Origin of the sequence: Brevundimonas sp. (assembly GCF_041919755.1) — a bacterium.
Classification (GTDB): Bacteria; Pseudomonadota; Alphaproteobacteria; order Caulobacterales; family Caulobacteraceae; genus Brevundimonas.
In genome coordinates this window covers 1-26,659 of sequence record NZ_JAYRTD010000007.1, presented here as the reverse complement: position 1 = coordinate 26,659, position 26,659 = coordinate 1, and the positions used below count along the sequence as shown (strand labels likewise).

18 protein-coding genes and 1 riboswitch are annotated in these 26,659 nt (G+C 67.1%); of the genes, 6 read left to right on the top strand and 12 right to left on the bottom strand.

Features of this window, described 5'->3' with window-relative positions; translation table 11 throughout:
* Positions 1–103: 103 nt before the first annotated feature.
* From ACE3TH_RS10005 to ACE3TH_RS09975, 7 genes are all read right to left on the bottom strand, one after another.
* A complete protein-coding gene (locus tag ACE3TH_RS10005) occupies positions 104–1,945 on the bottom strand; it encodes a DUF885 family protein (protein WP_374599610.1) in 1,842 nt (613 codons plus the stop codon).
* Between the two features lie 90 nt (positions 1,946–2,035).
* Positions 2,036–3,082, bottom strand: coding sequence for a serine hydrolase domain-containing protein (locus ACE3TH_RS10000; RefSeq protein WP_374599609.1), 1,047 nt, complete (start codon positions 3,080–3,082; stop codon positions 2,036–2,038).
* A 40-nt stretch (positions 3,083–3,122) separates the two neighbouring features.
* A complete protein-coding gene (cckA, locus tag ACE3TH_RS09995) occupies positions 3,123–5,171 on the bottom strand; it encodes a cell cycle histidine kinase CckA (RefSeq protein WP_374599608.1) in 2,049 nt (682 codons plus the stop codon).
* 86 nt (positions 5,172–5,257) lie between these two features.
* Positions 5,258–6,355: a Glu/Leu/Phe/Val dehydrogenase gene (locus ACE3TH_RS09990; protein ID WP_374599607.1), complete on the bottom strand. Its 1,098-nt coding sequence runs from the start codon at positions 6,353–6,355 to the stop codon at positions 5,258–5,260.
* An 81-nt stretch (positions 6,356–6,436) separates the two neighbouring features.
* Positions 6,437–7,450: an alpha/beta fold hydrolase gene (locus tag ACE3TH_RS09985; RefSeq protein ID WP_374599606.1), complete on the bottom strand. Its 1,014-nt coding sequence runs from the start codon at positions 7,448–7,450 to the stop codon at positions 6,437–6,439.
* Entirely contained in the window at positions 7,447–8,058 is a 612-nt protein-coding gene (locus tag ACE3TH_RS09980) for a uracil-DNA glycosylase family protein (protein ID WP_374599605.1), read from the bottom strand. The genes ACE3TH_RS09985 and ACE3TH_RS09980 overlap by 4 nt, the downstream gene beginning before the upstream one ends.
* Positions 8,042–8,362 carry a DUF3253 domain-containing protein gene (locus ACE3TH_RS09975; protein WP_374599604.1) on the bottom strand — a complete coding sequence of 107 codons (321 nt, stop codon included), beginning with the start codon at positions 8,360–8,362 and terminating at the stop codon, positions 8,042–8,044. Before ACE3TH_RS09975 ends, ACE3TH_RS09980 begins: the two co-directional genes overlap by 17 nt.
* Positions 8,363–8,433: 71 nt before the next feature.
* Here ACE3TH_RS09975 and ACE3TH_RS09970 point away from each other — a divergent pair, with 71 nt between their 5' ends.
* Entirely contained in the window at positions 8,434–8,868 is a 435-nt protein-coding gene (locus ACE3TH_RS09970) for a PaaI family thioesterase (RefSeq protein ID WP_374599603.1), read from the top strand.
* On the opposite strand, the gene ACE3TH_RS09965 is transcribed toward ACE3TH_RS09970, so the two are convergent.
* Complete coding sequence (locus ACE3TH_RS09965; protein WP_374599602.1) at positions 8,852–9,484, bottom strand: TetR/AcrR family transcriptional regulator; 633 nt, start codon at positions 9,482–9,484, stop codon at positions 8,852–8,854. The genes ACE3TH_RS09970 and ACE3TH_RS09965 overlap by 17 nt on opposite strands.
* A 123-nt stretch (positions 9,485–9,607) precedes the next feature.
* Here ACE3TH_RS09965 and ACE3TH_RS09960 point away from each other — a divergent pair, with 123 nt between their 5' ends.
* From ACE3TH_RS09960 to ACE3TH_RS09950, 3 genes are read left to right on the top strand one after another with little or no spacing between them, the layout of a single operon-like run.
* On the top strand, positions 9,608–10,804 hold the full coding sequence (locus ACE3TH_RS09960; RefSeq protein ID WP_374599601.1) for an efflux RND transporter periplasmic adaptor subunit: 1,197 nt from the start codon (positions 9,608–9,610) through the stop codon (positions 10,802–10,804).
* Between the two features lie 7 nt (positions 10,805–10,811).
* Positions 10,812–14,069, top strand: coding sequence for an efflux RND transporter permease subunit (locus ACE3TH_RS09955; protein WP_374599600.1), 3,258 nt, complete (start codon positions 10,812–10,814; stop codon positions 14,067–14,069).
* Positions 14,069–15,511, top strand: coding sequence for an efflux transporter outer membrane subunit (locus tag ACE3TH_RS09950; RefSeq protein WP_374599599.1), 1,443 nt, complete (start codon positions 14,069–14,071; stop codon positions 15,509–15,511). The genes ACE3TH_RS09955 and ACE3TH_RS09950 overlap by 1 nt, the downstream gene beginning before the upstream one ends.
* A 35-nt stretch (positions 15,512–15,546) precedes the next feature.
* Here ACE3TH_RS09950 and gltB read toward each other — a convergent pair whose 3' ends face one another.
* The 4 genes from gltB to ACE3TH_RS09930 all read right to left on the bottom strand — a co-directional run bounded on the left by gltB (position 15,547) and on the right by ACE3TH_RS09930 (position 23,764).
* Positions 15,547–20,025 carry a glutamate synthase large subunit gene (gene gltB / locus ACE3TH_RS09945; RefSeq protein WP_374599598.1) on the bottom strand — a complete coding sequence of 1,493 codons (4,479 nt, stop codon included), beginning with the start codon at positions 20,023–20,025 and terminating at the stop codon, positions 15,547–15,549.
* Complete coding sequence (locus tag ACE3TH_RS09940) at positions 20,022–21,467, bottom strand: NAD(P)-dependent oxidoreductase (RefSeq protein ID WP_374599597.1); 1,446 nt, start codon at positions 21,465–21,467, stop codon at positions 20,022–20,024. The genes gltB and ACE3TH_RS09940 overlap by 4 nt, the downstream gene beginning before the upstream one ends.
* Before the next feature lie 173 nt (positions 21,468–21,640).
* Entirely contained in the window at positions 21,641–22,315 is a 675-nt protein-coding gene (locus ACE3TH_RS09935; protein WP_374599596.1) for a TorF family putative porin, read from the bottom strand.
* Positions 22,316–22,408: 93 nt separating this feature from the next.
* The gene (locus ACE3TH_RS09930; RefSeq protein ID WP_374599595.1) at positions 22,409–23,764 is read right to left on the bottom strand and encodes an ammonium transporter; all 1,356 of its coding nucleotides are present in this window, start codon (positions 23,762–23,764) and stop codon (positions 22,409–22,411) included.
* Between the two features lie 264 nt (positions 23,765–24,028).
* Positions 24,029–24,151: riboswitch (SAM riboswitch) on the top strand.
* A gap of 101 nt (positions 24,152–24,252) precedes the next feature.
* Between ACE3TH_RS09930 and ACE3TH_RS09925 the strand changes: the two genes are divergently transcribed.
* Together ACE3TH_RS09925 and metB are read left to right on the top strand one after the other, a co-directional pair.
* A complete protein-coding gene (locus ACE3TH_RS09925; protein ID WP_374599594.1) occupies positions 24,253–25,263 on the top strand; it encodes a homoserine O-succinyltransferase in 1,011 nt (336 codons plus the stop codon).
* Positions 25,260–26,456: a cystathionine gamma-synthase gene (metB, locus tag ACE3TH_RS09920; RefSeq protein WP_374599593.1), complete on the top strand. Its 1,197-nt coding sequence runs from the start codon at positions 25,260–25,262 to the stop codon at positions 26,454–26,456. The genes ACE3TH_RS09925 and metB overlap by 4 nt, the downstream gene beginning before the upstream one ends.
* The last annotated feature ends 203 nt before the right edge of the window (positions 26,457–26,659 follow it).

Genomic DNA, 26,659 nt, shown 5'->3' with positions numbered 1-26,659 from the left:
CCGCCCGGGCCGGTGTTGATGCGGGCCCTCCGTTTTCGAAATGCCCGCAGCGGATACCGACTGAAGATTCTACGAAATGACGAGGCGTGCGGATGCAGCAGACTCAGGCCCGCTGCGTTTCCGTCCACTGCTCGACGACATCGGCCAGCACTTCCAGCGGCATGCCGCCGGAGGCCAGCGCAGTGTCGTGGAAGCCCTTGATGTCAAACCGGTCGCCCAGAGCCGAGCGGGCCTGATCGCGCAGGCGCAGCCATTCGGTGTGACCGATCTTGTAACTGGAGGCTTGGCCTGGCCAGACACAGTAGCGTTCGACCTCGGTGGTCACGCTGGATTCCTGATCGCCCAGGGTATCGACCATATAGCGAATGGCCTGTTCGCGGCTCCAGCGCTTGTGGTGCAGGCCGGAATCGACGACCAGCCGGGTGGCGCGGAACAGCAGGGATTGCAGATAGCCCAGTTGCCCCCAGGGATCGCCCTCATAGACGCCCATCTCGTCGGCCAGTTGTTCGGCATAGAGGGCCCAGCCTTCCGAATAGGCCGAAAAGCCCAAGATGCGCCGGATCATCGGGATGCCTTGCGCCTCGGTCTGGATGGCGATCTGGAAATGGTGACCGGGAATGGCCTCGTGATAGGTCAGGGTCGGCAGGGTCCATTTGGGCCATTCGGCCGTGTCACGCAGGTTGATGTAATAGGCCCCCGGCCGGGTCCCATCCAGGGACGGCCCCTGATAGTAGCCGCCGGGCGCACCGGCCTCGATGGCCGGCGGGACGCGGCGGATGTCGACCGTGGACTTGGGCAGGGTACCGAACATTTCAGGCAGGCGAGCCTGCATGGCCGCGGTCTGGGTATTCAGATCGGCCAGCAGTTCGGCCTTGCCCGCATCGGTGTTGGGATAGACGAACTGCGGCTCCTTACCGAGCGCGGACAGTCGCTCGCCGACCGTCCCTTCGCTGCGGCCGTTGGCCTTCAGGATGGCATCCGCGCGGGCCGTGATCTCGGCCACCTGAGCCAGACCCAGCTCATGGACTTCGTCGCCGGACAGGGACGTCGTCGTATAGTTGCGGATGCCGAAGGCATAGTAGCCGTCGGCATTGGGCAGCCGCCAGACCCCCGCGTCATGCGTGGCCGTCGGACGCTGGGCCTCCAGCAGGGCGATCTGGCGATCCGTCGCGGGATAGATGCGGTCGGTGACAATGGCCGTGGCGCGGGCCGCCCAGTCGCCGGCCAGCCCCTTCTCGCCCGTGCGCCGTACCAGCGAGCCGACCAGGCCGTTTTCCGCCGGAGACGGTTCCTTGAACGACCGCAGTTGCGCCACGGTACGATCCAGCACGAAGTCCGGCGGCACCACGCCCTTGGCGATGTCGGCGGTGACCAGAGCCGTTTCCTGATCCATCAGCTTTGCCATGCCTTCCAGACGCGACAAATAAGCCTCGGCATCCTCGACCGTTTCGATGGTGTGCATGGTGTTGAGAAAGTCGGGGATGTCGCGGTAGGCCCCGCCCAGCTGATGCAGCCAGTACGGATTGGCCCCGGCCCGATTGCCGAAATCATAGCGGTCGTAGCCGATAAGCTGGGTGCCGCCGGCATACAGCAGGGTCGCCAGATTGACGGCATCCATGCCGCTCAGCTTGGAAGCGTCAATGGCCTCCAGATCGGCCTGGGCCTTGCGTGTCATGGCCTCGTTGCGCGCCAATGTCTCAGGGCTGAGGCTGTCGAGCTGTCGCTTGGCCGAAGCGTTCTCGCCCTTGTCCAGACCCAGATAGGTGGCCAGGAATGGAGAGCTGGCCAGGCTTTCGGCAAAGATGCGATCCAGCAGAGCATTCAACTTGGCGGCCTCGGCTGGATCGGAAGCGGACTGCATGCGCGGCGAGGCGGTCGCGATCCCCGATGCTGCCAGCGCGGCCCCGGCGGCGGCGAAGGCAAGAAGGTGGCGGCGATGCAGCATGTTGATCTCCCGAGAATCCTGTCGAGGTAGCAACGACGTCCAGAACGATCTGGCAAGCCATTGCTGCGCGGATGGCCTCCGTACCTGGCGTCAAAGCAGCAGCAGACTCAGGAAGTCGGCGTCCGACCAGGACAATCCCTGCCCTCTCGCCTGGCGCAGGATGCCGTCCGCCTGGCGCACGATCAGCAGGTCACGCTCCGGCACCAGATAGAGCCTCTGGTTGCCTGCACCCGCCGCCATGCGGACATCGGGCAGTCGGGCCAGCTTATCCGGCGCGGCGTCGATCCGTGACGTCGGAGCCGGCGGGATCAGACCGGGACGCAACAGCCACCAGCTCATCCCATAGCCGGGATTGGCCGCCGACGGCTGAAAGTTGTCCGCCAGGGCCGCGGCATCCAGCCTCGCTTGGCCGTCGACGATCCCGCCATCCAGGACGAAGCGCCCAAACCGTGCCCAGTCGCGCGCCGTGAGCTGCGCCCCCGAGGGCAGGGTCGGCTGGCCGTCCCGCCGCCGCCAGTTGCCGATACTGACGCCTGCGGGCTCCAGAATACGCGACTGCATCCAGCCCAGGACGTCGTCGTCCAGACCGGCGGCGATCAGTTTCCTGCGAACAATCTCGCCGAAGATCTGAAACGGCGCAGGCCCATAGCGGAACGTCCCGGCGGGCCCGGCGAAGGGCGCGGCCACCGAGCCGGCATAGGTGTCGGGACGCCCGATGGCACCGCCGCCGGCACCGGACTCCAGCGACAGCAGGCTGCGGATGGTGGCCGTACGTTTCACGGCATCGGCCCGCCATTCCGTCAAGGTGTCGGCACAGGCTTCGTCGAGCGTCAGAAGGCCGTCCTGAACGAGGGCGGCCGCCATGATGCCGCTGAAGCTTTTGGTGCCGCTGGCCAGTTCGTAGAAACGTTCCGGGCCCCCGCGCGGATAGTCCTCGAACAGGGTCTCACGGCCTTGCATGACCAGCAGCGAGACGCCGCTGCGTTCGGCGGAATAGCGAGCGGCAGCGGCAAAATCAGCGACGGCCTCGGCTGGCCGGCTCACGGCCGGAAACGGAATGGCCGACAGTCCGGCCGTGACCAGACTTCCGGTCAGGAGGGCGCGACGATCCAGACGCATGGGATGGTCCTTCGACATGGCGACCTCAATCCAACGCGCCAAAGGCCAAGCTCCGTCGCTAGTCTCCTCGCAGCTGTTGTTTGACCCGTTCGGCCAGGGTCTTGATGTCCAGCGGTTTGGGCAGGAAGGAGACGCCGGTCTCGTCCTGAAGCAGGTCCGAGAAGTCGCTCTCGGCATAGCCGGAGATGAACATGACCGGCGCATCGCCCAAGTACGGACGGGCCTTCTTGAGCAGGCTCGGGCCGTCCAGACCGGGCATGATGACATCCGAGATCATCATGTCGATCGTGCTCGCATGTTCCTCTGCCAGCAGCAGCGCCTCCTCGCCGTCCGACGCCTCGATCACCTCATAGCCACGCTGGCGCAGCAGCTTGGCCGCGATCAGCCGCACTGAAGCCTCATCCTCGACGAACAGAATGCGGCCCGTCCCGGAGACGTCGCGCGGAGCCTTGCCCTTGACCTCGACCGGCGCGATCAGGGCCAGCTCGGCCTCCGCCGCCTCGGGCAGGAAGATGCGGAAGGCCGCACCGGCTCCGTCCAGATTGGTCACAGCGATGTGGCCGCCCGCCTGTTCGACGATGCCGTAGACGGTGGCCAGGCCCATGCCGGTGCCCTCGTTGACGGCCTTGGTCGTGAAGAAGGGCTCGAAGATCTTGTCCAGCAGCTCGGGCGGCACGCCGGGGCCGGTATCCGACACCTCGATCAGGGCGACGGCCTCGGTCGTCGGTGCGGCCCAGCCAAGGGTGCGGGCCGCATCGGCGGTCAGGCGCCGGGTTTTGATGGTCACGACCCCTGCGCCCGGCTCGACCACGCCGCGCATGGCGTCGCGGGCGTTGACGGCCAAGTTCATCACCGCCGTCTCCAGCTGGCTCTTGTCCGCCAGCACTACCGGCAGGTCGCGGCCGTAGTCGGTTTCCAGCCGCACGTCCTCGCGAAGCAGGCGACGCAGCAAAACCGCAAACTCCCCGACCAGTTCACCCAGATCCAGCCGCTCGCGCCGCACGGTCGACTTGCGCGAGAAAGCCAGCAGCTTGCGCACCAGATCGGCGGCGCGGATGCCTGTCTGGCGGATCTGGTTCAGGCCGTCGTAGGAGGGGTCGCCGACCGGGTGCCGCTCCAGCAGTTCCGACAGCTGAAGCTGGATGGCGGTCAGCAGGTTGTTGAAATCGTGGGCCACCCCGCCCGCCAGCTGCCCCACGGCCTGCATCTTCTGGGCCTGGGACAGCTGAAGCTCCATCGACTTCTGAGCCGAGACGTCGAACAGCCAGACCCGACGTCCCTCGCCCTCCGGTGCGACATACAGGTGCAGCATGCGGTCGGGAAAGGCACGGGCCACCAGCTCGATCGGGCCGGACGATCCTTCCTCCAGACGGCTTCGCGCCTCTGCGACACCCGTCGGTTCGAACAGATGGCCGAAGGCGGCGTCCGCGGCACTGGCCGGCCCTGTCAGCAGGGCGAGCGCGGCATTGGCCTGTTCGACCTTGCCGGAGAACAGGTCGTCGGCCGCGATGACCGCCGAGCCAAAGGGAGCGCCTGCCGCCATGGCGCGGCTCTCTGCGGGATTGGACGCGTTGGAGGCAGCTACGGTGCCCTGCGCAGGCGCGGGTGCAGGGATGGCTGTGTCCGGGGCTGCCCTTACGAGGAAACGCCCCTCCCCGGCCTGGGCGATCAGAACCTCCTGCTCGCGCTCGCCGATGACGACGATGGCCCGGCCCTGATGCCCGGCGCGGGCCTGGGCGAAGGCGATGTAGAGGGCTGAGGCGGACTTGCCCTTGGGCAGGGCCGACATCGTGCCGTTGGCCTCGGACCAGGCCCGGTTGCAAGCCAGCACCTGGCCGGTCGCCCAGACGACGACGGCAGGTTCGCTCAGGGCATCCAGCATCTGGCGCAGGGTTTCGTCGGCCGCAGGCTTCCGGTCGGCCCGCGCGAACGCCAGCATGCCCAGAAGCGTCACCGTACCCACCGCCGTGATCAGGATCAGGCCGGGTGCGCTGGCAGGGTCCGCCCTCAAGGCCGGATAGGCCAGGGCCGCCGTGGCCAGCACAAAGCCCACCACCATCAGCGGCAGAAGGATATCCAGCCTGGGCTTGGGTTCGGTCCGGGTCATGTCGGCTCTGGCAGTCTCCGGCCCGAATCAGAAGGCCGCAGGCGATAGTGAGCCGTCAGGTCGCCGGTTGCGAATCCGGCGTGGCCTCAGGCCGCTCGCTGCAGTTCGGCCTTGGCATCCGCCGCCGCCTGGATGCGGGCCTCGGCGATGGCGTCGGCGATCAGATGGGTCGAGCGGCCTTCGGCGGCGGAGCGGTCCAGAATCTCTTCGAAGGTCTCGATCAGGCGGGCCAGCTTGGCCTCGACCCAGGCCGGGTCATAGGCGCCACCAGACAGGCGCGCGTTCATCTCTGCCGCCACATTGATGATGCCGCCGCCATTGACGACATAGTCGGGTGCGTACAGCACGCCGCGTTGGAACAGGATGTCGCCGATGTCCGGCGTGGCCAGCTGATTGTTCGCGGCACCGACCACCGCCTTGACCGTCAGCCGGTCCAGAGTCTGGGGGTTCAGCGTCGCGCCCAGGGCGCAGGGGGCATAGATGTCGGCCTTGACGTCATAGATGGCGTCGGGGGCCACGATCTCGGCATTGGTGCGGGCCGCGACCTCGGCCAGCAGGGCGGTGTTGACATCGGTCATGACCAGCTTCGCACCCGCCGCATGCAGCTTGTCGGCCAGATAACCACCAACGTGACCGATGCCTTGCAGGGCGACGGTCAGGCCGGTCAGGTCGTCCTGTTTCCAGAGGCGGCGCGCCACGACCAGTGTCGAGCGGAACACGCCCTCGGCCGTCACCGGGCTGGGGTCGCCCGACGCCTCGGGGCCGTCGGACAGGCCCAGCACATAGGGGGTGACCTTGCGGGCCTCGGCGATGTCGGACACCGACACCCCGACGTCTTCCGCCGCATAATAGATGCCGCCCAAGGTATCGACCGCACGACCGAAGGCGTGGAACAGTTCGGGCGTCTTCTGGGTCTTGGAATCGCCGATGATGACCGACTTGCCGCCGCCCATCTCCAGATCGGCGATGGCGTTCTTGTAGCTCATGCCCTTGGACAGACGCAGCACATCCTCCAGCGCCTCTTCGGCCGAGGCATAGTTCCACATGCGCGTCCCGCCACAGGCCGGGCCCCGCGCGGTCGAGTGGACGGCGACGATGGCCTTCAGACCGGTCTTCTCGTCGGTAAAGGCGTGGACGCCTTCATGGTTCGCAAACGACGGCGAATCGAAGAGGGTCTTGCCCATAAGCGGATACTCCCGGGGTATTTTATTGTTGGCGCGCGTTTACGCCGGGGCGCTTAACACGGCAAGCATGGCGGTTTCGCGTCAGCGTCGCCGCGCCGCTTCCAGCGCCGGCAGCACCGGCTCCGCTCCCGACGGCAGGGGCGCATTGGCATTCCTCAGCCAAGCCTCGACGTCGCGGTACATGGTCTCGGCCTGCAGGTCGCGGTTCAGGATGTGCCAGCCGTCGGGATAGTAGCCCGTGCGGAAACCGGGGCGTTCACCGGCCTGTTCCAGGGCGCGGCGCATGGGGGCCTTTTCGATGACGTTGTCGGAGGCCCCGTACAGCAGCAGGGTCGGGGCCTGGATGCGTGCCAGCTTGACCGAGGCGCTCTGCATCAGGTCGACCAGGCCATACAGGGTGTCGAAGCGGGTGGAGATGATGCTGTTCGGATCGCGGCCGTTGCGGAACAACTCCAGTCGGTTGTCCGACGCCGGGTGGTCGCGGATGGCCCATTCGGGGGCCTCGACCGCACGCGGGCCGGCGACCCGGGCGGCGATCCACAGGGCACTGGAGCTCAGCGGGCCTTGAGCGGACCAGCCCCAGACGCCGGGGGCCAGCAGGATGACACGGTCCGCCTGCGGCGGGCGGTTCGAGCCGAAGGCGGCGACGGCGACCGAGCCGCCCATGCTCTCGCCCACGACTGCGATGGTGGCGCGAGGATGCCGGGCGCGGGCCAGGAGGACGGCGGTGCGCACGTCCTCGGTCATCCGCGCCTCTCCGGCCCAGACCCCGCGACCGGGGGCCTGACCGAAGCCGCGCTGGTCGATGGCCCAGGTCTCGATTCCCCGCTCGGCCCACCACGGCCCGGCCAGGCGGAATGAGGCGCGGCTGTCGTTCATGCCGTGCAGGGCGATCAACACAGCCCAGGGTTCGGAGCCATCGGTCGGGGCCCAGCGCGCGAGCGGGAGACGCGCCCCGTCATCCATGACCATGGCGCGGTCCTCGACGGCGGGCCCAGCGAAGGTTGCGGGGGGTGTCAGCGGCGGCTGAATCGCAGGCGTGGCGCAGGCGGCTAGGACAAGGGTGCAGAACAGGGCAGCCAGCAAGCGGATCATTCGCCCAGAATGCCACGCACCCTCTGGCGAAGATACGGCACGACCTCGTCCTCGAACCACGGATTTCTGCGCAGCCATGCCGTGTTGCGCCACGACGGATGCGGCAGGGGCAGGATGGTCGGCGCAAAGTCGCCCCAGGCGCGCACGGTCTCGGTCATGTTCATCTTCGCCCGCTCGCCCAAAGCCCAGACCTGGGCATAGCCACCGACCAGCAGGGTCAGTTCGACCTCGGGCAGTTCGGCCAGCAGTTGCGGACGCCACAGTTCGGCGCAGCGTTTGGGCGGTGGATAGTCGCCGCCTTTCGGCGCGGTTCCGGGATAGCAGAAGGCCTGGGCCGCGACGCCCAGACGACGGTCGGCATAGAAGGTTTCGTAGTCCACCCCCATCCAGTCGCGCAGGCGATCGCCGGACGGGTCGGTGAAGGGCAGGCCACTTTCGTGGACGCGGCGGCCGGGGGCCTGGCCGCAGATCAGCAGACGGGTCTCGGGAAAGACGCGGACGACCGGGCGCGGCGTATGCGGTAGCTGGCCCAGACAGGCGCGACAGGCGCGGATGTCGGAGAGGACCGCGTCGAGGGCAGTCCCGGCCCGTTCAGATGAAGTCGTCATCGTCCTGAGGCGCGGGCGGCAGGGCCGCCACGGCCGCCGCCGTCTCGGCCTCGGTCGGCAGGCGCAGGCGGATGACGCCCTTGACGGCGTTCGGATCGACGGGCTTGCCCTTCTTGGTGATGGTCAGCCTGCCCTGCCGCATCAGGCCCAGCGCCACGCCGCGCACCTTGGGCAGCATGCGTTGCCATTGTTCGGGCTGCAGTGCCTTTGCCACTTCGGCCGGTTCGATACTCTTGCCGCCGACGCCCTTGGGGTCGGCCTTCGCCAGTTTTTCGAAGATGGCGGTTTCGATGGGGTCGCTCATCGTGCCTATATGCTGCATTGCGAGACGAACACCAAGGCATCGAGCCGACAGCGGTAGCGCACGAGGGACAGATGGTAGCGAAGATCACGGTAGCGGAGGGCGAATTCGCGGGCTGGCAGACCTACGACCTGCACGGCACCTTCGACACGGTGGTGGGCCCATTCTATTTCAGGCCGGATCCCGACGGGCGGATGCGGTGTGCTTTCAGAGCCGAGGCCAAGCACATGAATGCCGGGCATCGCATGCATGGCGGCTGCCTGATGACGTTCGCCGACATCGCCCTGTTTCAGACCGCCTATCAGGAGATGGAGGGCGCGTCGGGCGTGACCGTGTCGCTGGACTCGACCTTCATCGACGGCGCCTATGAAGGCGAACTGGTCGAGGCGATGGGCGAGGTGGTGCGGGCGGGCAAGAGCCTGATCTTCGTGCGCGGCCAGATCAGCACCGGCGAGCGCATCCTGATGACCTATTCCGGCGTGATCCGGAAGTTCACGCCGCGCAGCTGACCGTCTGGCCGTCGATGATGTCCTGGAGAATCCTCGCCATCCGCCGGTGAAGTTCGGCGCACTGATCGTCGGTCAGGTCGTCGGCGCTGAGTTCGCCGCCGATCGACATGCCCATCATGAAGCCGGCCGCAAGACGGGCGCGGATCGGCGCATCGTCGCCGCCCAGCCAGCTTTCGAACGGGCCAAAGAAGCACTGCTGGCTGTTGCGCTGAACCAGTTCGGCCGCCTTGGCAGACCCGACAGAGCGCAGCAGGATCAGCATATGCTCTAGCTTGCCCTGGTCCTTCTTCGTATAAATCGCGTCGTGCGCGATGCGATCCCCGAAGTCGGCGCGGTCGATCTCCATGAACCAGCTCTTGTCGCCGATTGAGTTCAGAACGGCGATGAACAGATCTTCCTTCGACCCGAAATAACGGGAGATCAGAGCCGCATCGACGCCGACGTCGCCGGCGATGTCACGCATGCCGACGTAATCATAGCTTTCACGCGAGAAACGGTTTGTCGCCGCTTGCAGGATGGCCGCACGGGTGGCCTCGGCATTACGCGGTCGCGGCGCGACGTTACATAACAATATGTGATCTCCTGAATCGCCCCACCGCCAATATGGCCTTGTCATCATCTGTTGACAAGCGCGAGCAGGTTCACCATTAAGTCACCGGGCGTTGACTAACGGCTTCCTCCTCGATCGCCGTGGTCGACAATGACAGGGGTCGTTCCCTACTTCTGGAGACTATCGTTCATGCGCACGGTGAAGATCGTGGCCGCGTCCGCCCTTGTGGCGGCCGCGCTCTATGGCTGTTCCCCCCGGAGCGAAGCCCAGGCCCCGCCCGCCCCCGCCGTGACGGTGGCGACGCCGCTGATCCAGACCATCCAGGACTGGGACGAGTTCACCGGCCGCTTCGAAGCGACGCAGGACGTCGAGGTCCGCGCCCGCGTCGGCGGCTATATTTCGGCTGTCCATTTCCGCGATGGCGACTTCGTTCGGCGCGGGCAGTTGCTTTTCACACTCGACCCCCGCCCAGCCCAGGCCGCCCTGGCCTCGGCGCGCGCCACCCTGGCTCAGGCCCAGGCCGAGCTGACCCTGGCGCGCAGCGAATATGCGCGGGCCCAGACCCTGCTGGAATCCCAGGCGGTATCTCAGGCCGAGGCCGAGACGCGCCGTGGCGCCGTCCTGACGGCCGAGGCCGCCGTCGCGGCCGCCAACGCCGGCATTCGCGCCCGGCAGCTGGACCTGGAGTTCACTCGGGTTGTAGCTCCGATCTCGGGCCGGGTGTCCGATCGCCGCGTCGATCCGGGTAATCTGATCGGCGGTGGCTCGTCCGCTGGCGACATCCTGACGACCATCGTCTCCAGCGCCCCGATCTACTTCACCTTCGACGGCTCCGAAGCCGTGATGCTGAAGTATCAGCGTCAGGCCCGGAACGGTGCGGCCCCCATTCAGGTCCGCCTGCAGGACGAGAGCACCTACAGCCGGTCCGGCACGCTGGACTTCACCGACAACGCCATCGACACTGCGTCCGGCGTCATTCGCCTGCGGGCCGTGGTGCCCAATGCCGACGGCTTTTTGAAGCCTGGCATGTTCGGCCAGGCCCGTCTGGCCGGGTCCGGCAGCTATCAGGCCATGCTGGTGCCGGACGCCGCCGTCGCGACCGATCAGGCGCGACGCGTGGTCTATGTCGTCGCCGCCGATGGATCGGTGACGCCCAAGGCCGTGGTCCTCGGACCGCTGGTCGACGGCCTGAGGGTCGTGCGTTCAGGGCTGGCACCGACGGATCGTGTCATCATCAACGGCGTCCAGCGTGTTCAACAGCCGGGCATCAAGGTGCAGGCCAAGACCGGCCGCATCCAGCCGGTCGCGCAGCAGAACGAGGCCCCTGTGACCACGGTGGCCCCGGCTTCCAGCGCCACCTTCGCCAACAGCGTCTCGGGCGACTGATCGCACCATGAACATTTCACGCTTCTTCATCGACCGGCCGATCTTTGCGGCCGTAATCGCGGTGTTCATCACCCTGATCGGCATCTTCGCCTATCCGCTACTGCCGCTGTCGCAGTATCCGGAGATCGCGCCGCCGACGATCACCATCAATACCGCCTTCCCCGGAGCCTCGGCCGAGACGGTGGCCGAGACCGTGTCCGCCCCCATCGAGCAGGAGGTGAACGGCGTCGAAGGCATGCTGTATCTGTCGTCCTCGTCCACCTCGGATGGGACGGTGGCGATCACTGTGACTTTCAATCCGGGCACCGATCTGGATGCGGCCCAGGTGCTGGTTCAGAACCGGGTGGCCCTGGCCGAGCCGCGCTTGCCGGCCTCCGTGCGCCAGATCGGCGTGACGGTGAACAAGCAGGAGAGCGGCTTCCTGATGATCCTGGGCCTGACGTCGCCCAACGGGTCGCTGGATAACGACTATGTCGGCAACTATGCCAACTCCACACTGCGCGACCGCCTGCTGCGGGTCGAAGGCGTCGGTGCCGTGCAGATCTTCGGCGGCGGCAACTATTCCATGCGGGTCTGGATCGACCCGGCCAAGGCCGCCGAGCGCAATCTGACGGGCTCGGACATCGTAGCGGCCCTGCAGTCCCAGAACGTTCAGGCGGCCGCCGGTGCCATCGGCCAGCCGCCGTTCGCGACCAATGCCTCGGCCTTCCAGTTGCCGGTGCAGGTCCAGGGACGTCTGTCCGATCCGGACGAGTTCGCCAACATCGTCATCAAGACCGATGCCGAAGGCCGCGTGACACGCGTCCGCGATGTCGCCCGCGTTGAACTCGGGGCCCAAGACTACGGCATCCAGGGCTATTTCGACGGGCAGCGTGGCGTCGGCATGGCCATCATCCAGCAGCCGGGAGCCAACGCCCTGGGCACAGCCGAGCGCGTGCTGGCCGAGGTCGAGGCCTTCAAGGCCGAACTGCCGGCGGGGATGGACATCTCCGTGCCCTACAACCCCACCGAATTCGTCGCTGCCTCGGTCGAGTCGGTCCAGCACACCCTCTTGGAAGCGGTCGTGCTGGTTGTGCTGGTCGTCGTGGTCTTCCTGCAGACCTGGCGGGCCGCCATCATCCCGATCGTGGCCATCCCGGTTTCGCTGGTGGCGACCTTCGCGGTGCAGCTGGCGCTGGGCTATTCGATCAACTCGCTGTCACTGTTCGCCCTGGTGTTGGCCATTGGTATCGTGGTCGATGACGCCATCGTCGTGGTCGAGAATGTGGAGCGCTATATCCGCGAGGGCATGACCCCCAAGGAGGCGGCCTATCGCTCCATGAAGGAGGTGTCCGGCGCCCTGATCTCCATTGGGCTGGTGCTGGTCTCTGTGTTCGTGCCGACGATGTTCGTGCCGGGCATTCCCGGCATCTTCTATCGCGAGTTCGCCATCGTCATCACCACGGCTTCGGTGGTTTCGTTGCTGGTCTCGCTGACGCTTTCTCCTGCCATGGCCGCCCTGCTGCTGAAGCCGCACAAGGAACACGACAACGTCCGCAAGCCCGGCGCTGTGGGCACCGCCACCTATTACGTCGGCTGGGCGGGTCGCAAGTTCAACGAGGGGTTCGACTGGTTGTCGGACAAATACGGTCGAGCAACCGCCTGGCTGGTGCGCAAGGTGGTGCTGGTGCTGGGCATCTATGCCGTCCTGCTGGTCGGCACGGGCTTCACCCTGTTCAACACCCCGTCAGGCTTCATTCCGGAGCAGGATCAGGGCTTCCTGATCGGCGTCGTGCAGTTGCCCGCGGGTGCGTCGCTGGAGCGGACCCAGGCCGTCATGAGCCGTGCCGCCCAGATCATCAAGGATACCGAAGGTGTCGACGGCACCGTGGCTTTTGCCGGTCTGGACGGGACCAGCTTCTCGTTCGGTTCCAATGCCGCGACCATATTCGTGCGCTTGAACGCGTTCGACGATCGCAAGACCGCCGAACAGGGGGCCGCAGCCTTGGCCGGAGCCATCACGGGGGCCACCTTCGGCATCGAGGACGCCAACATCTTCGTCATCGCCCCGCCTGCGGTTCAGGGCCTGGGCAACGGCAACGGCTTCCAGATGATGGTCCAGGACCGGACCGGCGAAGGGTACCGTGCGCTGGAAGGCGCGACCTTCGCGATGATGGGGGCCGCCGCCGGGGCGCCCGATCAGGTGCAGCAGGTGTTTTCGACCTACAATACCGGCTCGCCGCGCATCGCTGCCGACGTCGATCGCGACAAGGCGCTGATGATGGGGGTCCAGCCGGGCTCGGTCTTCGACACCCTGGGCGTCTATCTGGGCTCGGCCTACGTCAACGACTTCAACTATTTGGGCCGGACCTTCCGGGTGACGGCCCAGGCGGAGCCGGCGGCGCGCGACGACATCGCCGATATCGCCAACCTGAAGACCCGTTCGGAAACCGGGGCCATGGTGCCGATCGGTTCTGTCGCCACCCTGCGCGAGGATTCCGGTCCGGCGCGGATCGTCCGCTACAACCTGTTCCCTGCGGCCGAACTGCAGGGTCAGGCGGCACCGGGCGTATCGTCCGGTCAGGCCATCGCGTCGATGGAAGAGCTGGCCGAGGCCACCCTGCCGCCCGGATTCTCCTATGAATGGACCGGTCTGGCCCTGCAGGAGAAGCAGGCGTCGGGCGGGGCGACCATCGTCTTCATGATGGCGGTCGTCCTGGTCTTCCTGGTGCTGGCGGCCCAGTACGAGGCCTTCACCCTGCCGTTCGCGGTCGTGCTGATCGTGCCGATGTGCATTCTGGCGGCCATGATCGGGGTCACTCTCAGAGGGCTGGACAACAACATCCTGGTCCAGATCGGTCTGGTCGTTCTGATCGCCCTGGCGGCCAAGAACGCCATCCTGATCGTGGAGTTCGCCAAACAGGCCGAGGATGAGGGCATGAACCGCTGGGATGCGGCGGTCAGCGCCGCGCGGACCCGTCTGCGCCCGATCCTGATGACGTCCTTTGCCTTCATCTTCGGCGTCGTGCCGCTGATGCTGGCGACCGGAGCCGGTGCCGAGATGCGCCAGTCCCTGGGTACGGCGGTCTTCTCGGGCATGCTGGGGGTGACCTTCTTCGGCCTGATCTTCACGCCGGTCTTCTATGTCGTGATGCGCTGGGTGGCCTCCAAGCTGCCGGGTGCGCCCAAGGCGAAGACCGACAACATCACCACCGGCGGCCTGCCGCCCCACGACCGGACCCCGGGTTCGCCCGCACCGGTCAGCCCGCGTCTGGGAGACGCCTGATGATCTCTGTTCCTAACCCCCGGATCCTGACCACCACCGCGTTCTCAGCCCTGCTGCTGGCGTCGTGCGCGGTCGGGCCGAAAGCGCCCGACGCCACCCTTCCCCCCCTCGCGTCGGGTGCTTTCGTGGGCTCCACCAGTGCGTCCGTGTCGGCGGCGACGCCGGCGCGCGACGACTGGTGGCGGCTGTACAACGACCCCGTGCTGGACGGCCTGGTCACCCAGGCCCTGACCGAGAACAATGAGCTGGAGGCGGCTGCCGCCAATCTGCGTCGCGTCCGCGCGTCGCTGAGCGAGGCCCGTACCGGTCGCCTGCCGACCACTACCACCTCGGCCAGCTATACGAACACCCAGCCTTCGGCCGCCAGCGTTCCGGCGGGCACCCTGCCGCCCGGCACCGACGCGCCAGAGGTCGAGACGTATGACGCCGGTCTGGACGTCTCCTACGAGATCGACCTGTTCGGTCGCGTGGGATCGACCATCCGCGCCGCCCGCGCCGATGCGGATGCCGCCGCCGCCGCGCTCGACATCGTCCGCGTGACTGTGGCGGCCGAGACGGCGCGCGCCTATGCCGACGCCTGTTCGGCCAATGCCCAGATCGATGTGGCCCAGCGCACCATCGAACTGCAGTCCTCGACCGCAGACCTGACCCAGCGTCTGCTGGATGCCGGGTCCGGCAATGGGCTGGACACGGCCCGCGCCCGCTCGGCCCTGGAAAGCAGCCGCGCCAGCTTGCCGCCCTTGCGGGCCCAGCGCGACGAGGCCCTGTTCCGCCTGGCCACCCTGACCGGACGCACGCCCGCCGAGGTCAGCGAGGCCGCCCGTGCCTGTGGCCGCCCCCCGCAACTGGCCCAGCCGATCCCCATCGGTGACGGTGCCGCCCTGCTGGCCCGTCGCCCCGACGTGCGTCAGGCCGAGCGCAACCTGGCCGCCGCCGCCGCCCGCGTGAATGTGGCGACAGCGGACCTGTACCCCCGCATCACGCTCGGCGGATCGCTGGGCGCCACGGCGCTGGACGCCAGCGGTCTGGGTGACAGCGAGAATTTCCGCTTCTCGTTCGGCCCCTTGATCAGCTGGTCCTTCCCCAATGTCTTCGCCGCCCGCGCGCGGATCGAACAGGCGGATGCGTCTTCAGATGCGGCCCTGGCCACGTTCGACCAGACAGTGCTGACCGCGCTTCAGGAAACCGAGACGGCCCTGGCCAACTATGCCAATGAGCTGGACCGCCGCGCCGCCCTGCAAGCTGCCCGCGACCAGGCCGCCACAGCCGCCCGCCTGTCACGCCTGCGCTTCGATGCGGGTGCCGACAGCTTCCTGACCGTGCTGGATGCAGAGCGCACCCTGGCCGGAGCCGACGCGCAGCTGGCGGCATCGGATGCCCTGGTCACCACCTACCAGATCGCCCTGTTCAAGGCGCTGGCAGGCGGGTGGAGCGAGGTCTGATACGGCTGTTCCTTCTCCCCTTGCGGGAGAAGGGTTTAAGCCCGCTTCACCGCCGCCTGTGCCGATTCTTCCCGCGGCAGCACATGCCGGAAGTGCGTGACCGCCACCGGCCAGGTCTCGAGCAGCCGCTTCGCCAGGGGTGAGCCCGTCTCCCTGGCATGGCGGCTGACGAGGGCATGCAGCCGCTGGGCCGCCTCGCCCATTACCACTCCCGGCACGACCGAGGCGGTGTTGAAGCGGACGTGGGCGGTGCCCTCGGGATCGTGGACGAAGGCCTCGCCGCCGCTCATGCCGGCGCCGAAGTTCCAGCCCGTGGTGCCCAGGATGACCACCGCGCCGCCGGTCATGTATTCGCAGCCGTGCGCGCCGCAGCCCTCGACGACGGCCGTGACGCCGGAGTTTCGCACCGCAAACCGTTCGCCCGCCGCACCGGCGGCCAGAAGGGTTCCGCTGGTGGCCCCATAAAGGCAGGTGTTGCCGATCAGGGCCTGACCGGCGGCCCAGGCCGAAGGGCGCACGATGATCTCGGCACCCGACAGGCCCTTGCCGACATAGTCGTTGGCCTCTCCGTCCAGGACGATGCGCAGGCCCTTCATGCCGAAGGCCGCCAGTGACTGACCCGCCGCGCCGCGCAGGTTCAGCGTCAGATGCCCGTCGGGCAGGTCCGAGCCATAGCGACGCACGATGTGCGAGGACATGCGCGTGCCGATGGCGCGCTGGGTATTGGCCACCGAATAGGTCAGCGACATCTTTTCACGCCGCTCAAGGAACGGCGTGGCGTCGCGCACGATCCGGGCGTCCAGCGCATCGGGCACGGCGTTGAGCGGAGCCTCCGTGGAGCGCACGTCCCCCTCGCCCACCCGCACCAGCAGGGGGTTCAGATCGAGGTCGTCCAGTTGCGCCCCGCCGCGCGAGACCTGGCGCAGCAGGTCGGTGCGGCCCACCGCCTCATCCAGCGAACGCAGGCCCAGCGACGCCAGGATTTCGCGCGTCTCCTCGGCGATGAAGGTGAAAAGGTTCACCACCTTGTCCGCGGTGCCGGTGAACATGGCGCGTAGCCGTTCGTCCTGGACGCAGACCCCGACCGGGCAGGTGTTGGAGTGGCACTGGCGCACCATCAGGCAGCCGACGGCGATAAGACTGGCTGTGCCGATGCCGTACTCCTCAGCCCCCAGCATGGCGGCGACGACGACGTCGCGCCCCGTCTTGATGCCGCCGTCGGTGCGCAGACGGACGTGGCCGCGAAGGCCGTTCAGGCTGAGCACCTGATGCGCCTCCGACAGGCCCATCTCCCACGGCATGCCGGCGTGCTTGATCGACCCCAGGGCCGAGGCCCCCGTGCCGCCGTTGTGGCCTGCGACCAGGATGATGTCGGCCTTGGCCTTGGCGACGCCTGCCGCCACGGCCCCGATGCCGGACGAGGCCACCAGCTTGACCGTCACCCGCGCGTCCGGATTGATCTGCTTCAGGTCATAGATCAGCTGGGCCAGGTCCTCGATCGAATAGATGTCGTGGTGCGGCGGCGGGCTGATCAGGCCGATGCCGGGCGTGGCATGGCGCATGCGGGCGATGAATTCGGTGACCTTGAAGCCCGGTAACTGGCCGCCCTCTCCGGGCTTGGCCCCCTGCGCGACCTTGATCTCGATCTCGCGGCACTGGTTCAGATATTCGGCGGTGACGCCGAACCGGCCCGAGGCGATCTGCTTGACCGCCGAGTTGGGATTGTCGCCGTTGGGGCGCGGCCGATACCGCTCCGGATCCTCGCCGCCCTCGCCGGACGCGGAGCGGGCACCGATACGATTCATGGCGATGTTCAGCGTCTCGTGCGCCTCAGGACTGAGGGCCCCCAGCGACATGCCCGGTGTGACGAACCGCTTGCGGATTTCGTTGACGCTCTCGATCTCGTCCAGCGGGATCGGCACAGCCTCGCGGAAATCCAGCAGGTCGCGCAGGGCGGTGGACGGGATCTCACGCTGACGGCGGGAATAGGCCTTGTAGCGCTTGTAGTCATTGCGGGTCGTGGCGTCCTGCAGCCGATGGATCGTCTCGGCGTCCCAGGCGTGGGTCTCTTCGCCCGCACGGATGCGGTGCGAGCCTCCGATGCGCAGGCCCGGGCGCGCGACGGAAAAGCCCTTGCCCGCGCGATTGACGGCCCGGGTCTCGATCCCCGCCAGGCCCACGCCGGAGATGCGCGAGGTCATGCCCCGGAAGAACTCGGCCACCAGGGCGCGCGAGAGGCCCAGGGCCTCGAACTCCAGCGCGCCGCGATAGGCGGAGATGACGGAGATGCCCTTCTTGGCCAGGATCTTCATCAGCCCGGCCTCGACCGCAGCCCGATGATTCAGGCAGGCGTCGCGCAGCGACAGGCCGGGATAGCGACCGCTTTCCAGCCGCTCCAGGAAGCTCTCCTGCGCCAGCCAAGCATTGACGGCGGTGGCCCCGCAGCCGACCAGGACGGCAAAGGCATGAGCGTCAATCGCCTCGGCCGAGCGCACCACCAAGGAGATAAAGCTGCGCAGGCCCTCGTCCACAAGTCGGCCATGCACGGCCGAGGTGGCCAGGATCATGGGGATCAGCGGACGATCCTCGCCCGCCCGCTCGTCGGTCAGGACGATCAGACCCGCCCCGCCCCGCGCGGCGGCCACGGCCTCGTCGCGGATGCGATCCAGCGCGGCCTTCAGCGCCTCGCCCCGGGTCGCGCCGACGTCGGGGGCCGGGAAGGTGCAGTCGATGACCGTGGTGGCACCCGCGCCCACGACGCCCAGCATCCGCTCGTACATGCCGGTCGTCAGGACGGGGCTGTCGAGCACGAAGACCCGCGTCTGGGTCTCGTCCTGGGCCAGGATGTTGCCCAGGTTCTTGAACCGGGTCCGCAGGGACATGGCCCCGGCTTCACGCAGACTGTCGATCGGCGGATTGGTGACCTGGGCAAAGGCCTGGCGGAAATAGTGTGCAAAGGGCCGATCCTGACGCGACAGGACGGCGGGCGGGGCGTCGTCGCCCATCGACGCCACCGCCTCCTTGCCCTCTGCGGCCATGGGGTCCAGCAGGGCGTCGATGTCTTCCTGGGTCCAGCCGACGGCGGCCTGGAACCGGGTCAGGGCCTCGCCCGACAGACGGCGCGGCTCTTCGCCGGGGCCGACCAACGGCTCGAGCTCGACCATGTTCGACAGCCAGTCGCGGTAGGGATGCTCGGCCGCCAGCCGGTCGATGGTCTGGGTCTCGTCGTAGAGAACGCCCGCCTCCAGATCGACGGAGATCATCCGCCCGCCGCCGATGTGCAGACGACGCGCGATCCGGTCCTCAGCCACGCCGGTCATACCGGCCTCCGAGCCGCAGATCAGCAGGCCGTCGACGGTTTCGGCGACGCGAAGCGGCCGCAACCCATTGCGGTCCTTGCCCGCCACGACCCAGCGACCATCGGTGGCGCAGATGGCGGCGGGGCCGTCCCACGGCTCCATAACCGCATTGCAGTAGGCATAGAGGGCGCGGTGATCGTCGGAAATCACGCCGTCGATCGGTGCCTCGGGGATCAGCAAGGCCTTGACCATGGGTGCGGGCCGACCGGCACGGACCAGGACCTCGAAGACATTATCGAGAGCGGCCGAATCCGATCCGCCAGACTGGATCACCGGTTTGACGGTCGCATCGTCGGCCCCGAAGGCCTCGGCGGTCATGCGGATTTCGTGGCTGCGCATCCAGTTGGCATTGCCGCGCAGGGTGTTGATCTCGCCGTTGTGGGCCAGCATCCGGAACGGCTGGGCCAGCCGCCATTCGGGAAAGGTGTTGGTCGAATAACGCTGATGGAACAGGGCGACATTGGCCTCGACCCGCGCATCGTTCAGATCGGGATAGAAGTCGCCCAGCGCCTCGGCCAGCATCATCCCCTTGTAGATCACAGAGCGGGCCGACAGGGAGCAGATGTAGAAATGCTGCAGATTGGCGGCGGTCGCCCGCGCCTCGATGCGGCGACGCAGCAGATAAAGCGCGCGCTCCAGCGCCTCGCCCTCCAGCCCATCCGGAGCGGACAACATGATCTGCTCGATCTCGGGGCGAGTGGCGGCAGCGCGCTGGCCCAGCACCTCGACGCGGGTCGGCACCTGACGCCAGCCATAGAGCCAGAAACCGGCGGCCAGGACCTCGCGCTCCACGATAGTGCGGGCCACTTCCTGAGCACCCTGATCCAGGCGCGGCAGGAAGACCATGCCGACGGCCAGAGGGCCCGGACGCGGCTCATGACCGGCATCCCGCACCTGGGCCTCGAAGAAGGCGCGGGGCAGGCCGATCAGAATCCCCGCCCCATCGCCGGACTTGCCGTCGGCATCGACGGCACCGCGGTGCCAGATAGCCTTCAGCGACTTTAGGGCCAGATCGACGACCTCGCGGCACGGAGCCCCGTCGATGGCGGCGACCAGGCCGACGCCGCAGGCATCGCGCTCCGAGCCCGGATCATAGGCATGGGCGTCGATCAGCCACTGTCGATCGGCCTGATACTGGATGGGGTCGAAGGTCATGCGGCCACCCTCTGGCGGCTGTTCAGCCAGACGTCGATCTCGGCCGCTGCGTCCTGCCCGTCGCGCACGGCCCAGACGACCAGCGAGGCCCCGCGCACGATGTCGCCGGCGGCGAAGACGCCCTCCAGGGTGGTCGCCTTGGTATGACCCGCCGTGCGGATGGTGTTCCAGTCGGTCAGGGCCAGGTCGGGCTCGGCGAACAGGCCAGGGATGTCCTCGGGCTCGAATCCCAGGGCCTCGATGACCAGATCGGCAGCGACGTCGAACTCTCCGCCCGGCACCGGCTCGACCGACCAGCGACCGTCGGTGCCCTGGGCCGCCAAGGCCATGCGCTGGACCCGGACGCCGGTCACGCCCGAGGCCCCCCCCAGCACGGCGCGGGGCGAGGCCAGCCACTCGAAGACGACGCCTTCTTCTTCGGCATTGGCGACCTCTCGGGCGCTGCCCGGCATATTGTCCCGGTCGCGGCGGTACAGGCAGGTGACCGAGGTCGCGCCCTGACGCACCGCAGTGCGGACGCAGTCCATGGCGGTGTCGCCGCCGCCGATGACGACGACCCGGCGGTCCGCCGCGTTCAGCGTGCCATCTTCAAACGCCGCGACGTCATCGCCCAGGCCGACCCGGTTGGAGCTGATGAGATAGTCCAGCGCCGCGACCACGCCGTCGGAGCCACAGCCCGGCGCGGTCAGGCGGCGCGCCTGATAGACACCGGTCGCGATCAGGACGGCATCATGGGCGGCACGCACCTCGGCAAAGGGCATGGCCCCCTCTCCATCGCCGCCGACATCGACGCCCAGACGGATCTCGACCCCGCCGTTGATCAGCCGGTCCAGACGCCTCTGGACAACATTTTTTTCAAGCTTGAAGCCCGGGATGCCGTACATCAGCAGGCCGCCCGCGCGGTCGTGGCGGTCGTAGAGCGTCACCGCATAGCCCGCGGAGCGCAGGCGATCCGCCGCCGCCATGCCCGCAGGCCCTGCCCCCACGATGCCGACCGACAGGCCGTTCTCGGCGATGGGTCGGATCGGTGTGACCCAGCCGTTTTCGAACGCCATGTCGCCCAGCCAGCGCTCGACCGATCCGATGGTGACCGTCTCCCAGCCCGACTGTTCCAGAGTGCAGGCCCCTTCGCAAAGCCGGTCCTGCGGACAGGTGCGGCCGCAGATTTCCGGCATGGTCGAGGTCGCCTCGGACTGACGCCAGGCCTCTTCGGCGCGGCCCTCGGCGGCCAGCTTCAGCCAGTCGGGGATGTTGTTCTCCAGCGGACAGCCGGACTGGCAGAAGGGTACGCCGCACTGGGCGCAGCGGCTGGACTGTTCGCCGCCGGCAGGCACGGTGAAGTCCGCATAGATTTCATCGAACCCGCGCACGCGATCGGAGGCCGCCGCCTTGGCGGGTCCAATACGGGGGGTGATGACAAATCTCTGGTTCACGGACGCCAACGCACGTCTTCCTTTTCGCTGCTGCACACAGGTGTATGGGGCGAGAGCCGCGGCGGCAAGTTGTGCCTTTTGACTTCGGAATTGAGCCTAATGGGTAGATAAAAAAACCGGCACGGCGCTCATGAGAGCAAAGCCGTGCCGTTTGTCATGCTGCGGGGCCGAACAGCCCGCGCTCAGAAGCTGTACTTCAGCGACCCCACGATACGGTCATCGGACAACGGGCCATCCACGTCCGTGTCGAAGTAGCGGACATCCAGACCCAGCCCCTCAACAAGGGTGTAGGTCACCCCGGCGTTCCAGGTCGTGTAGTCGTCATTGACGTCCAGCGCCTGATACCCAAGCGCACCTGATGCCGCCCATTTGTCGGCGAACGCCCAGGCCAGGTTGCCCTCCACATAGGTGGCTTCCTCATCGAGGCCGAAGAAGTCGGGCGAGTAGTAGACGACCGCCCCCGCCGTCACCGGCCCGATGGCCCGCGACGCCGCCGCCTTGAACTCCACATAGTCGTAGTCTGCACCACTGGGTTGATTGACGTAGAAATAGCCGACCACGCCGAAGTCCAGCGCATAACCCGCTGCCTCCGTGCGGAAGCCGCCGTAGACGTCGATCTCCGCATCGGTGTCGTCGCCGAAATCGACGTTCGACGCCCAGGCCCCGGCGTAGAAGGAGCCGGCGGTCAGGTCGACGCCCCCTTGCAGCGCCGGGTCCTCATTGGTCTGGCTGAAGCCGCGGAAGACATAGTCGCTGAAGACGCCGACGTTGAAGGCGACCTCGGCATCCTGGGCCGAGGCAGTGGAGGCGGTGGACAGGGCGGCCATGACGGCCAGACACGCGAAAGCCCGTTTCATCTTCTTATCCCCTTGTTTTCGATGATGTCAGTCGAACGCCTACTGAAGGCCGGACGCGAAGGCAGAGCCCCACGCCCGGCCCGTCGTCTCGCTTCAGTGGGCCTCCAGCGCCTCCCCGTGCAGGTGGGTGTCCAGCCCCTCCTCTTCCTGCGCTTCGGTGACGCGCAGGCCGGTGGTGAACTTGCAGATCACCAGAATGACGAAGGTGCCCGCAGCGCTGTAGGCGATGGTCCACAACAGGCCGACCAGCTGGGTCCAGACATTGGCCCCCTCCGAAAGGCTGTTGATCGTGGTGGTGGCGAAGATGCCGGTCAGCAGCGCCCCGACGAGACCGCCGGCACCATGCAGGCCGAAGGCGTCCAGGCTGTCATCGTACTTCAGCAGTTTCTTGATCCAGATCGAAGCGGCATAGCAGGCCGGACCGGCGATCAGGCCGATGATCACCGCCCCCTTGGGATCGACGAAACCGGCGGCCGGCGTGATGGCGACCAGACCGGCCACGACGCCCGACAGCATACCGATCAGGGAGACCTTCTTTTTCTCGAGGACCTCGATCAGCTTCCACGACAGGGCCGCGGCCGCGGCGGCCAGGATGGTGTTGAGGAGAGCCACGGCCATCAGGCCATTGGCCGCCCCGGCCGAGCCGGCATTGAAGCCGATCCAGCCGACCAGCAGCAGGGAGGCTCCGATCATGGTCAGGACGGGGTTGTGCGGGTTTATCGGGTCGATGCCATAGCCCTTGCGACGCCCCAGGAAGAGGGCACAGACCAGACCCGCGACACCCGAGTTCACGTGCACGACCGCGCCCCCTGCAAAGTCCAGCACGCCCGCCGAGCCCAAGAAGCCCCCGCCCCAGACCCAGTGGGCGATCGGGGCATAGATGAACAGCGACCACAGGGCGGTGAACAGCAGCAAGGCGCTGTATTTGAACCGCTCCGCGAACGCCCCGGTGATCAGCGCCGGGGTGATGATGGCGAACGTCAGCTGGAAGGAGATGAACAGGAACTCGGGAATGCCGGGCAGCAGGCTGTGCGCCGTCTCCAGCGTCACGCCGCTCAGGAACAGCGATTCCAGACCGCCCACGACGGTGTTCAGGCTCTCCGTCGGCGCGGTGCCGAAGGCGATGGAATAGCCCGCGATGAACCAGGCCAGGGTGACCACGGCAAACACGCCAACCGACTGGGTGATGGTGGCGATGACATTCTTGCGCCGCACCATGCCGCCGTAAAACAAAGCCAGACCCGGCAGAGTCATGAGCAGAACCAGGGCAGTCGAAACGCCCAGCCAACCCGTGCCCGCCGCGTCCAGATCCAGCGCCGCCTGGTGGCCCAGAAGCACAGGAGCCGCCGCAGCCGGTGCCGCGGCGGCTCCACTGGCCACTGCCGTCGTCAAAAGGCCGAGCGCCCAGAGCGCGCCCCTACCAGCGGTATCCCCATGAAGTCGTGTCATCGTTCCTAACCCCCTTGGCTGCGACGGAATGCGATCTCGCATTTGCGAAATGTTTACCGCATCCGCGAAATGCGCAAGTGGGCGGACGAACATTTGTGGAAGTTTCTTGCGCTAGTTGACGCGGCGTCAGCCATCTTAGCAATGTGGTTTCTTTGTGGATGCTGAGTCCGCACGGTCATACCTGACGGTGCATTTTGCGGCGCAACAAGATTCCGCGTGAAAAATCTGCCTTGACGGTCCCGCCCGTCACATGCAGCTTAAGGCCACTCATCAAGACCGGCGGAGGGATAGGCCCTTTGATGCCGGGGCAACCTTCCAAGGTCCACCCGACCCTGGAGATGGTGCCAACTCCTGCGAGGCCCCTCGAAAGGCCGCGAGAGATGAGTGAAGGGAATGGCTCTCCGTTGGAGGACCGTCGTCTTCACGGGTCTTCACCACAGGATTTGGCCGCCCCGCCCGCGCTCGATGATCGAGAACGGAGCGGACCTGTGTCGTCCCACGCCTGGCCCATCGACGAAGCCCCCGGATGGGACGTCGCCGCGCCCATTCCCGCAGACTTCCGTCTGGCCTCGGGCGAGACCCTGGCGGCGAGCGAAGTCATCGGACGGCTGCATGGTCCGGTCGAAGGCCCGCTGGTGGTCGTCATGGGCGGGATTTCCAGCGGGCGTTTTGTCGGCCAGTGGTGGCCCTGGGCCGTGCGTCCCGGCGGTCCCATCGACCTGAACCGCGTCCGCGTCCTCGCCATCGACCTGCTGCCGGGCCGGACCGATCCGGGCGTCACCATCACGACCCACGATCAGGCGCGGCTGCTGCTTCTTTTGCTGGACGCCATCGGAGAGGTCCAGATCGAGGCCTTTGTGGGCGCGTCCTACGGCGGCTGCGTGGGTCTGGCCCTGGCCGAAACGCAGCCTGACCGTATCGGCCACCTGGTGGTGATTTCTGCCACCCATCGCGCCCATCCCGCTGCCACGGCCTGGCGCGGTGTCCAGCGCCGCCTGCTGACCTTTGCCCGCGACACCGGACGTGAGGCCGAAGGTATCGCCCTGGCCCGCGAACTGGCCATGACCACCTATCGCACGGCCGAGGAGTTCGACCTGCGCTTTGCCGCCACCCCGCCCGAGCAGGCCGGTGGACCATACCCTGTCTGCGACTACCTGACGTCTCGCGGCGACGGCTATGACGCGGTGACCAGCGCCGCCCGCTGGATCAGCCTGTCGGACTCGCTGGACCGGCACGCAGTCGTGCCCGAGGCGATCCAATGCCCCCTGACCGTCGTCGGCTTCACCTCCGACCGGCTGGTGCCGATCCAGGACAGCCGCGACCTGGCCGCTCGCGCACCGCGTCTGACCCGTCTTGTGGAGGCCGGGTCAATCTTCGGCCACGACGCCTTTCTGAAGGAGCGCGAGGTCGTGGGCCGTGCCCTGCACGATGCCCTGGGTCCGCTCTACGCCGCCACCTCCAACACACCCTTCACGCCTGCCAGAGAGTTCGCCGCATGACTGCCCCCGTCGACGCCCATCCTTGTACCACTGCCGCCCGTCACGGCGTGAACAGCGACCCGGCGCATGGCGCGGTGATGCCGCCCCTCTATCTGTCGTCCAACTACAGTTTCGACGGCTTGGAGGGTAAGCGGAAGTATGACTACACCCGCTCGGGCAATCCCACACGCGACGTGCTGAGCGAAACCCTGGCGAAGCTGGAGGGGGGCTGCGGCGCGGTGGTCACGGCAACCGGCATGGCGGCAGTCGACCTGGCGCTGTTCTCGCTGGAGCCCGGCGACCTGCTGGTCGCACCGCACGATCTGTATGGCGGCACACACCGCCTGTTGTGCGCCCGGGCCAAACGCGGCCATTTCGACGTGCAGTTCGTCGATCAGAACGACCGCGCGGCGCTGGATGCCGCCTTCGCGCTGAACCCCAAACTGATCCTGATCGAGACCCCGTCCAACCCCCTGATGCGGATCGTGGACGTGGCCGACATTTGTGCCCGCGCGCGCGCCGTGGGCTGCAAGTCAGCGGTGGACAACACCTTCCTGTCGCCCGCCCTGCAACAGCCGCTGACCTTGGGCGCGGACCTGGTGATCCACTCGACCACCAAATACATCAACGGTCACTCCGACGTTGTCGGCGGCTGCGTCGTGGCCAAGTCGCAGGACGACCTGCAACAGTTAACATGGTGGGCCAACTGCCTGGGCGTGACGGGGTCGCCGTTCGACGCCTATCTGACCCTGCGAGGCGTTCGCACCCTGTATACCCGCGTCGAGCGCCAGCAGGCGACGGCGGCCCGTGTGGCCGAATGGCTTCAGGCGCATTCGGCAGTCAGGGCCGTCCACTATCCGGGCCTGAAGAGCCATCCGGGACACGCCATTGCGGCGCGTCAGCAGTCGGGGTTTGGAGCCATGCTCAGCTTTGACCTGCACGACATCGAGGCCGTGCGGACTTTGGTGGATGGGCTGGAGATATTCACCCTGGCCGAGTCGCTCGGCGGGGTCGAAAGCCTGATCGCCCATCCGGCCCTGATGACGCACGCCGCCATGACGCCGGAGGCACGAAAGGTGGCAGGCATATCCGATGGCCTAGTGCGGCTGTCGGTAGGGCTGGAGCACCCGGAGGATTTGTTAGACGATCTCGAACGTGGCCTTGCGACTGTTCGGATATCCAACTCGCAACACGCCGGGTCCGCGGCCGCTTAGGGCAAACGGCAGTCGATGTACCAAGGCCAAACAAAGGACCCCGCCGTCTGAAAGACAGCGGGGTTTTGTTGGGATCACCCCCACAGGTCCGGGTCGGTGGTGGGATTGTGGAAGATGCGGGCTTCGAGGTCGTTCAGTGCGAGATTGTGATCTGATCTGGACAGGCCGGAGAGCAGTTCCAGCATGGACGATCCCTGTCCGCC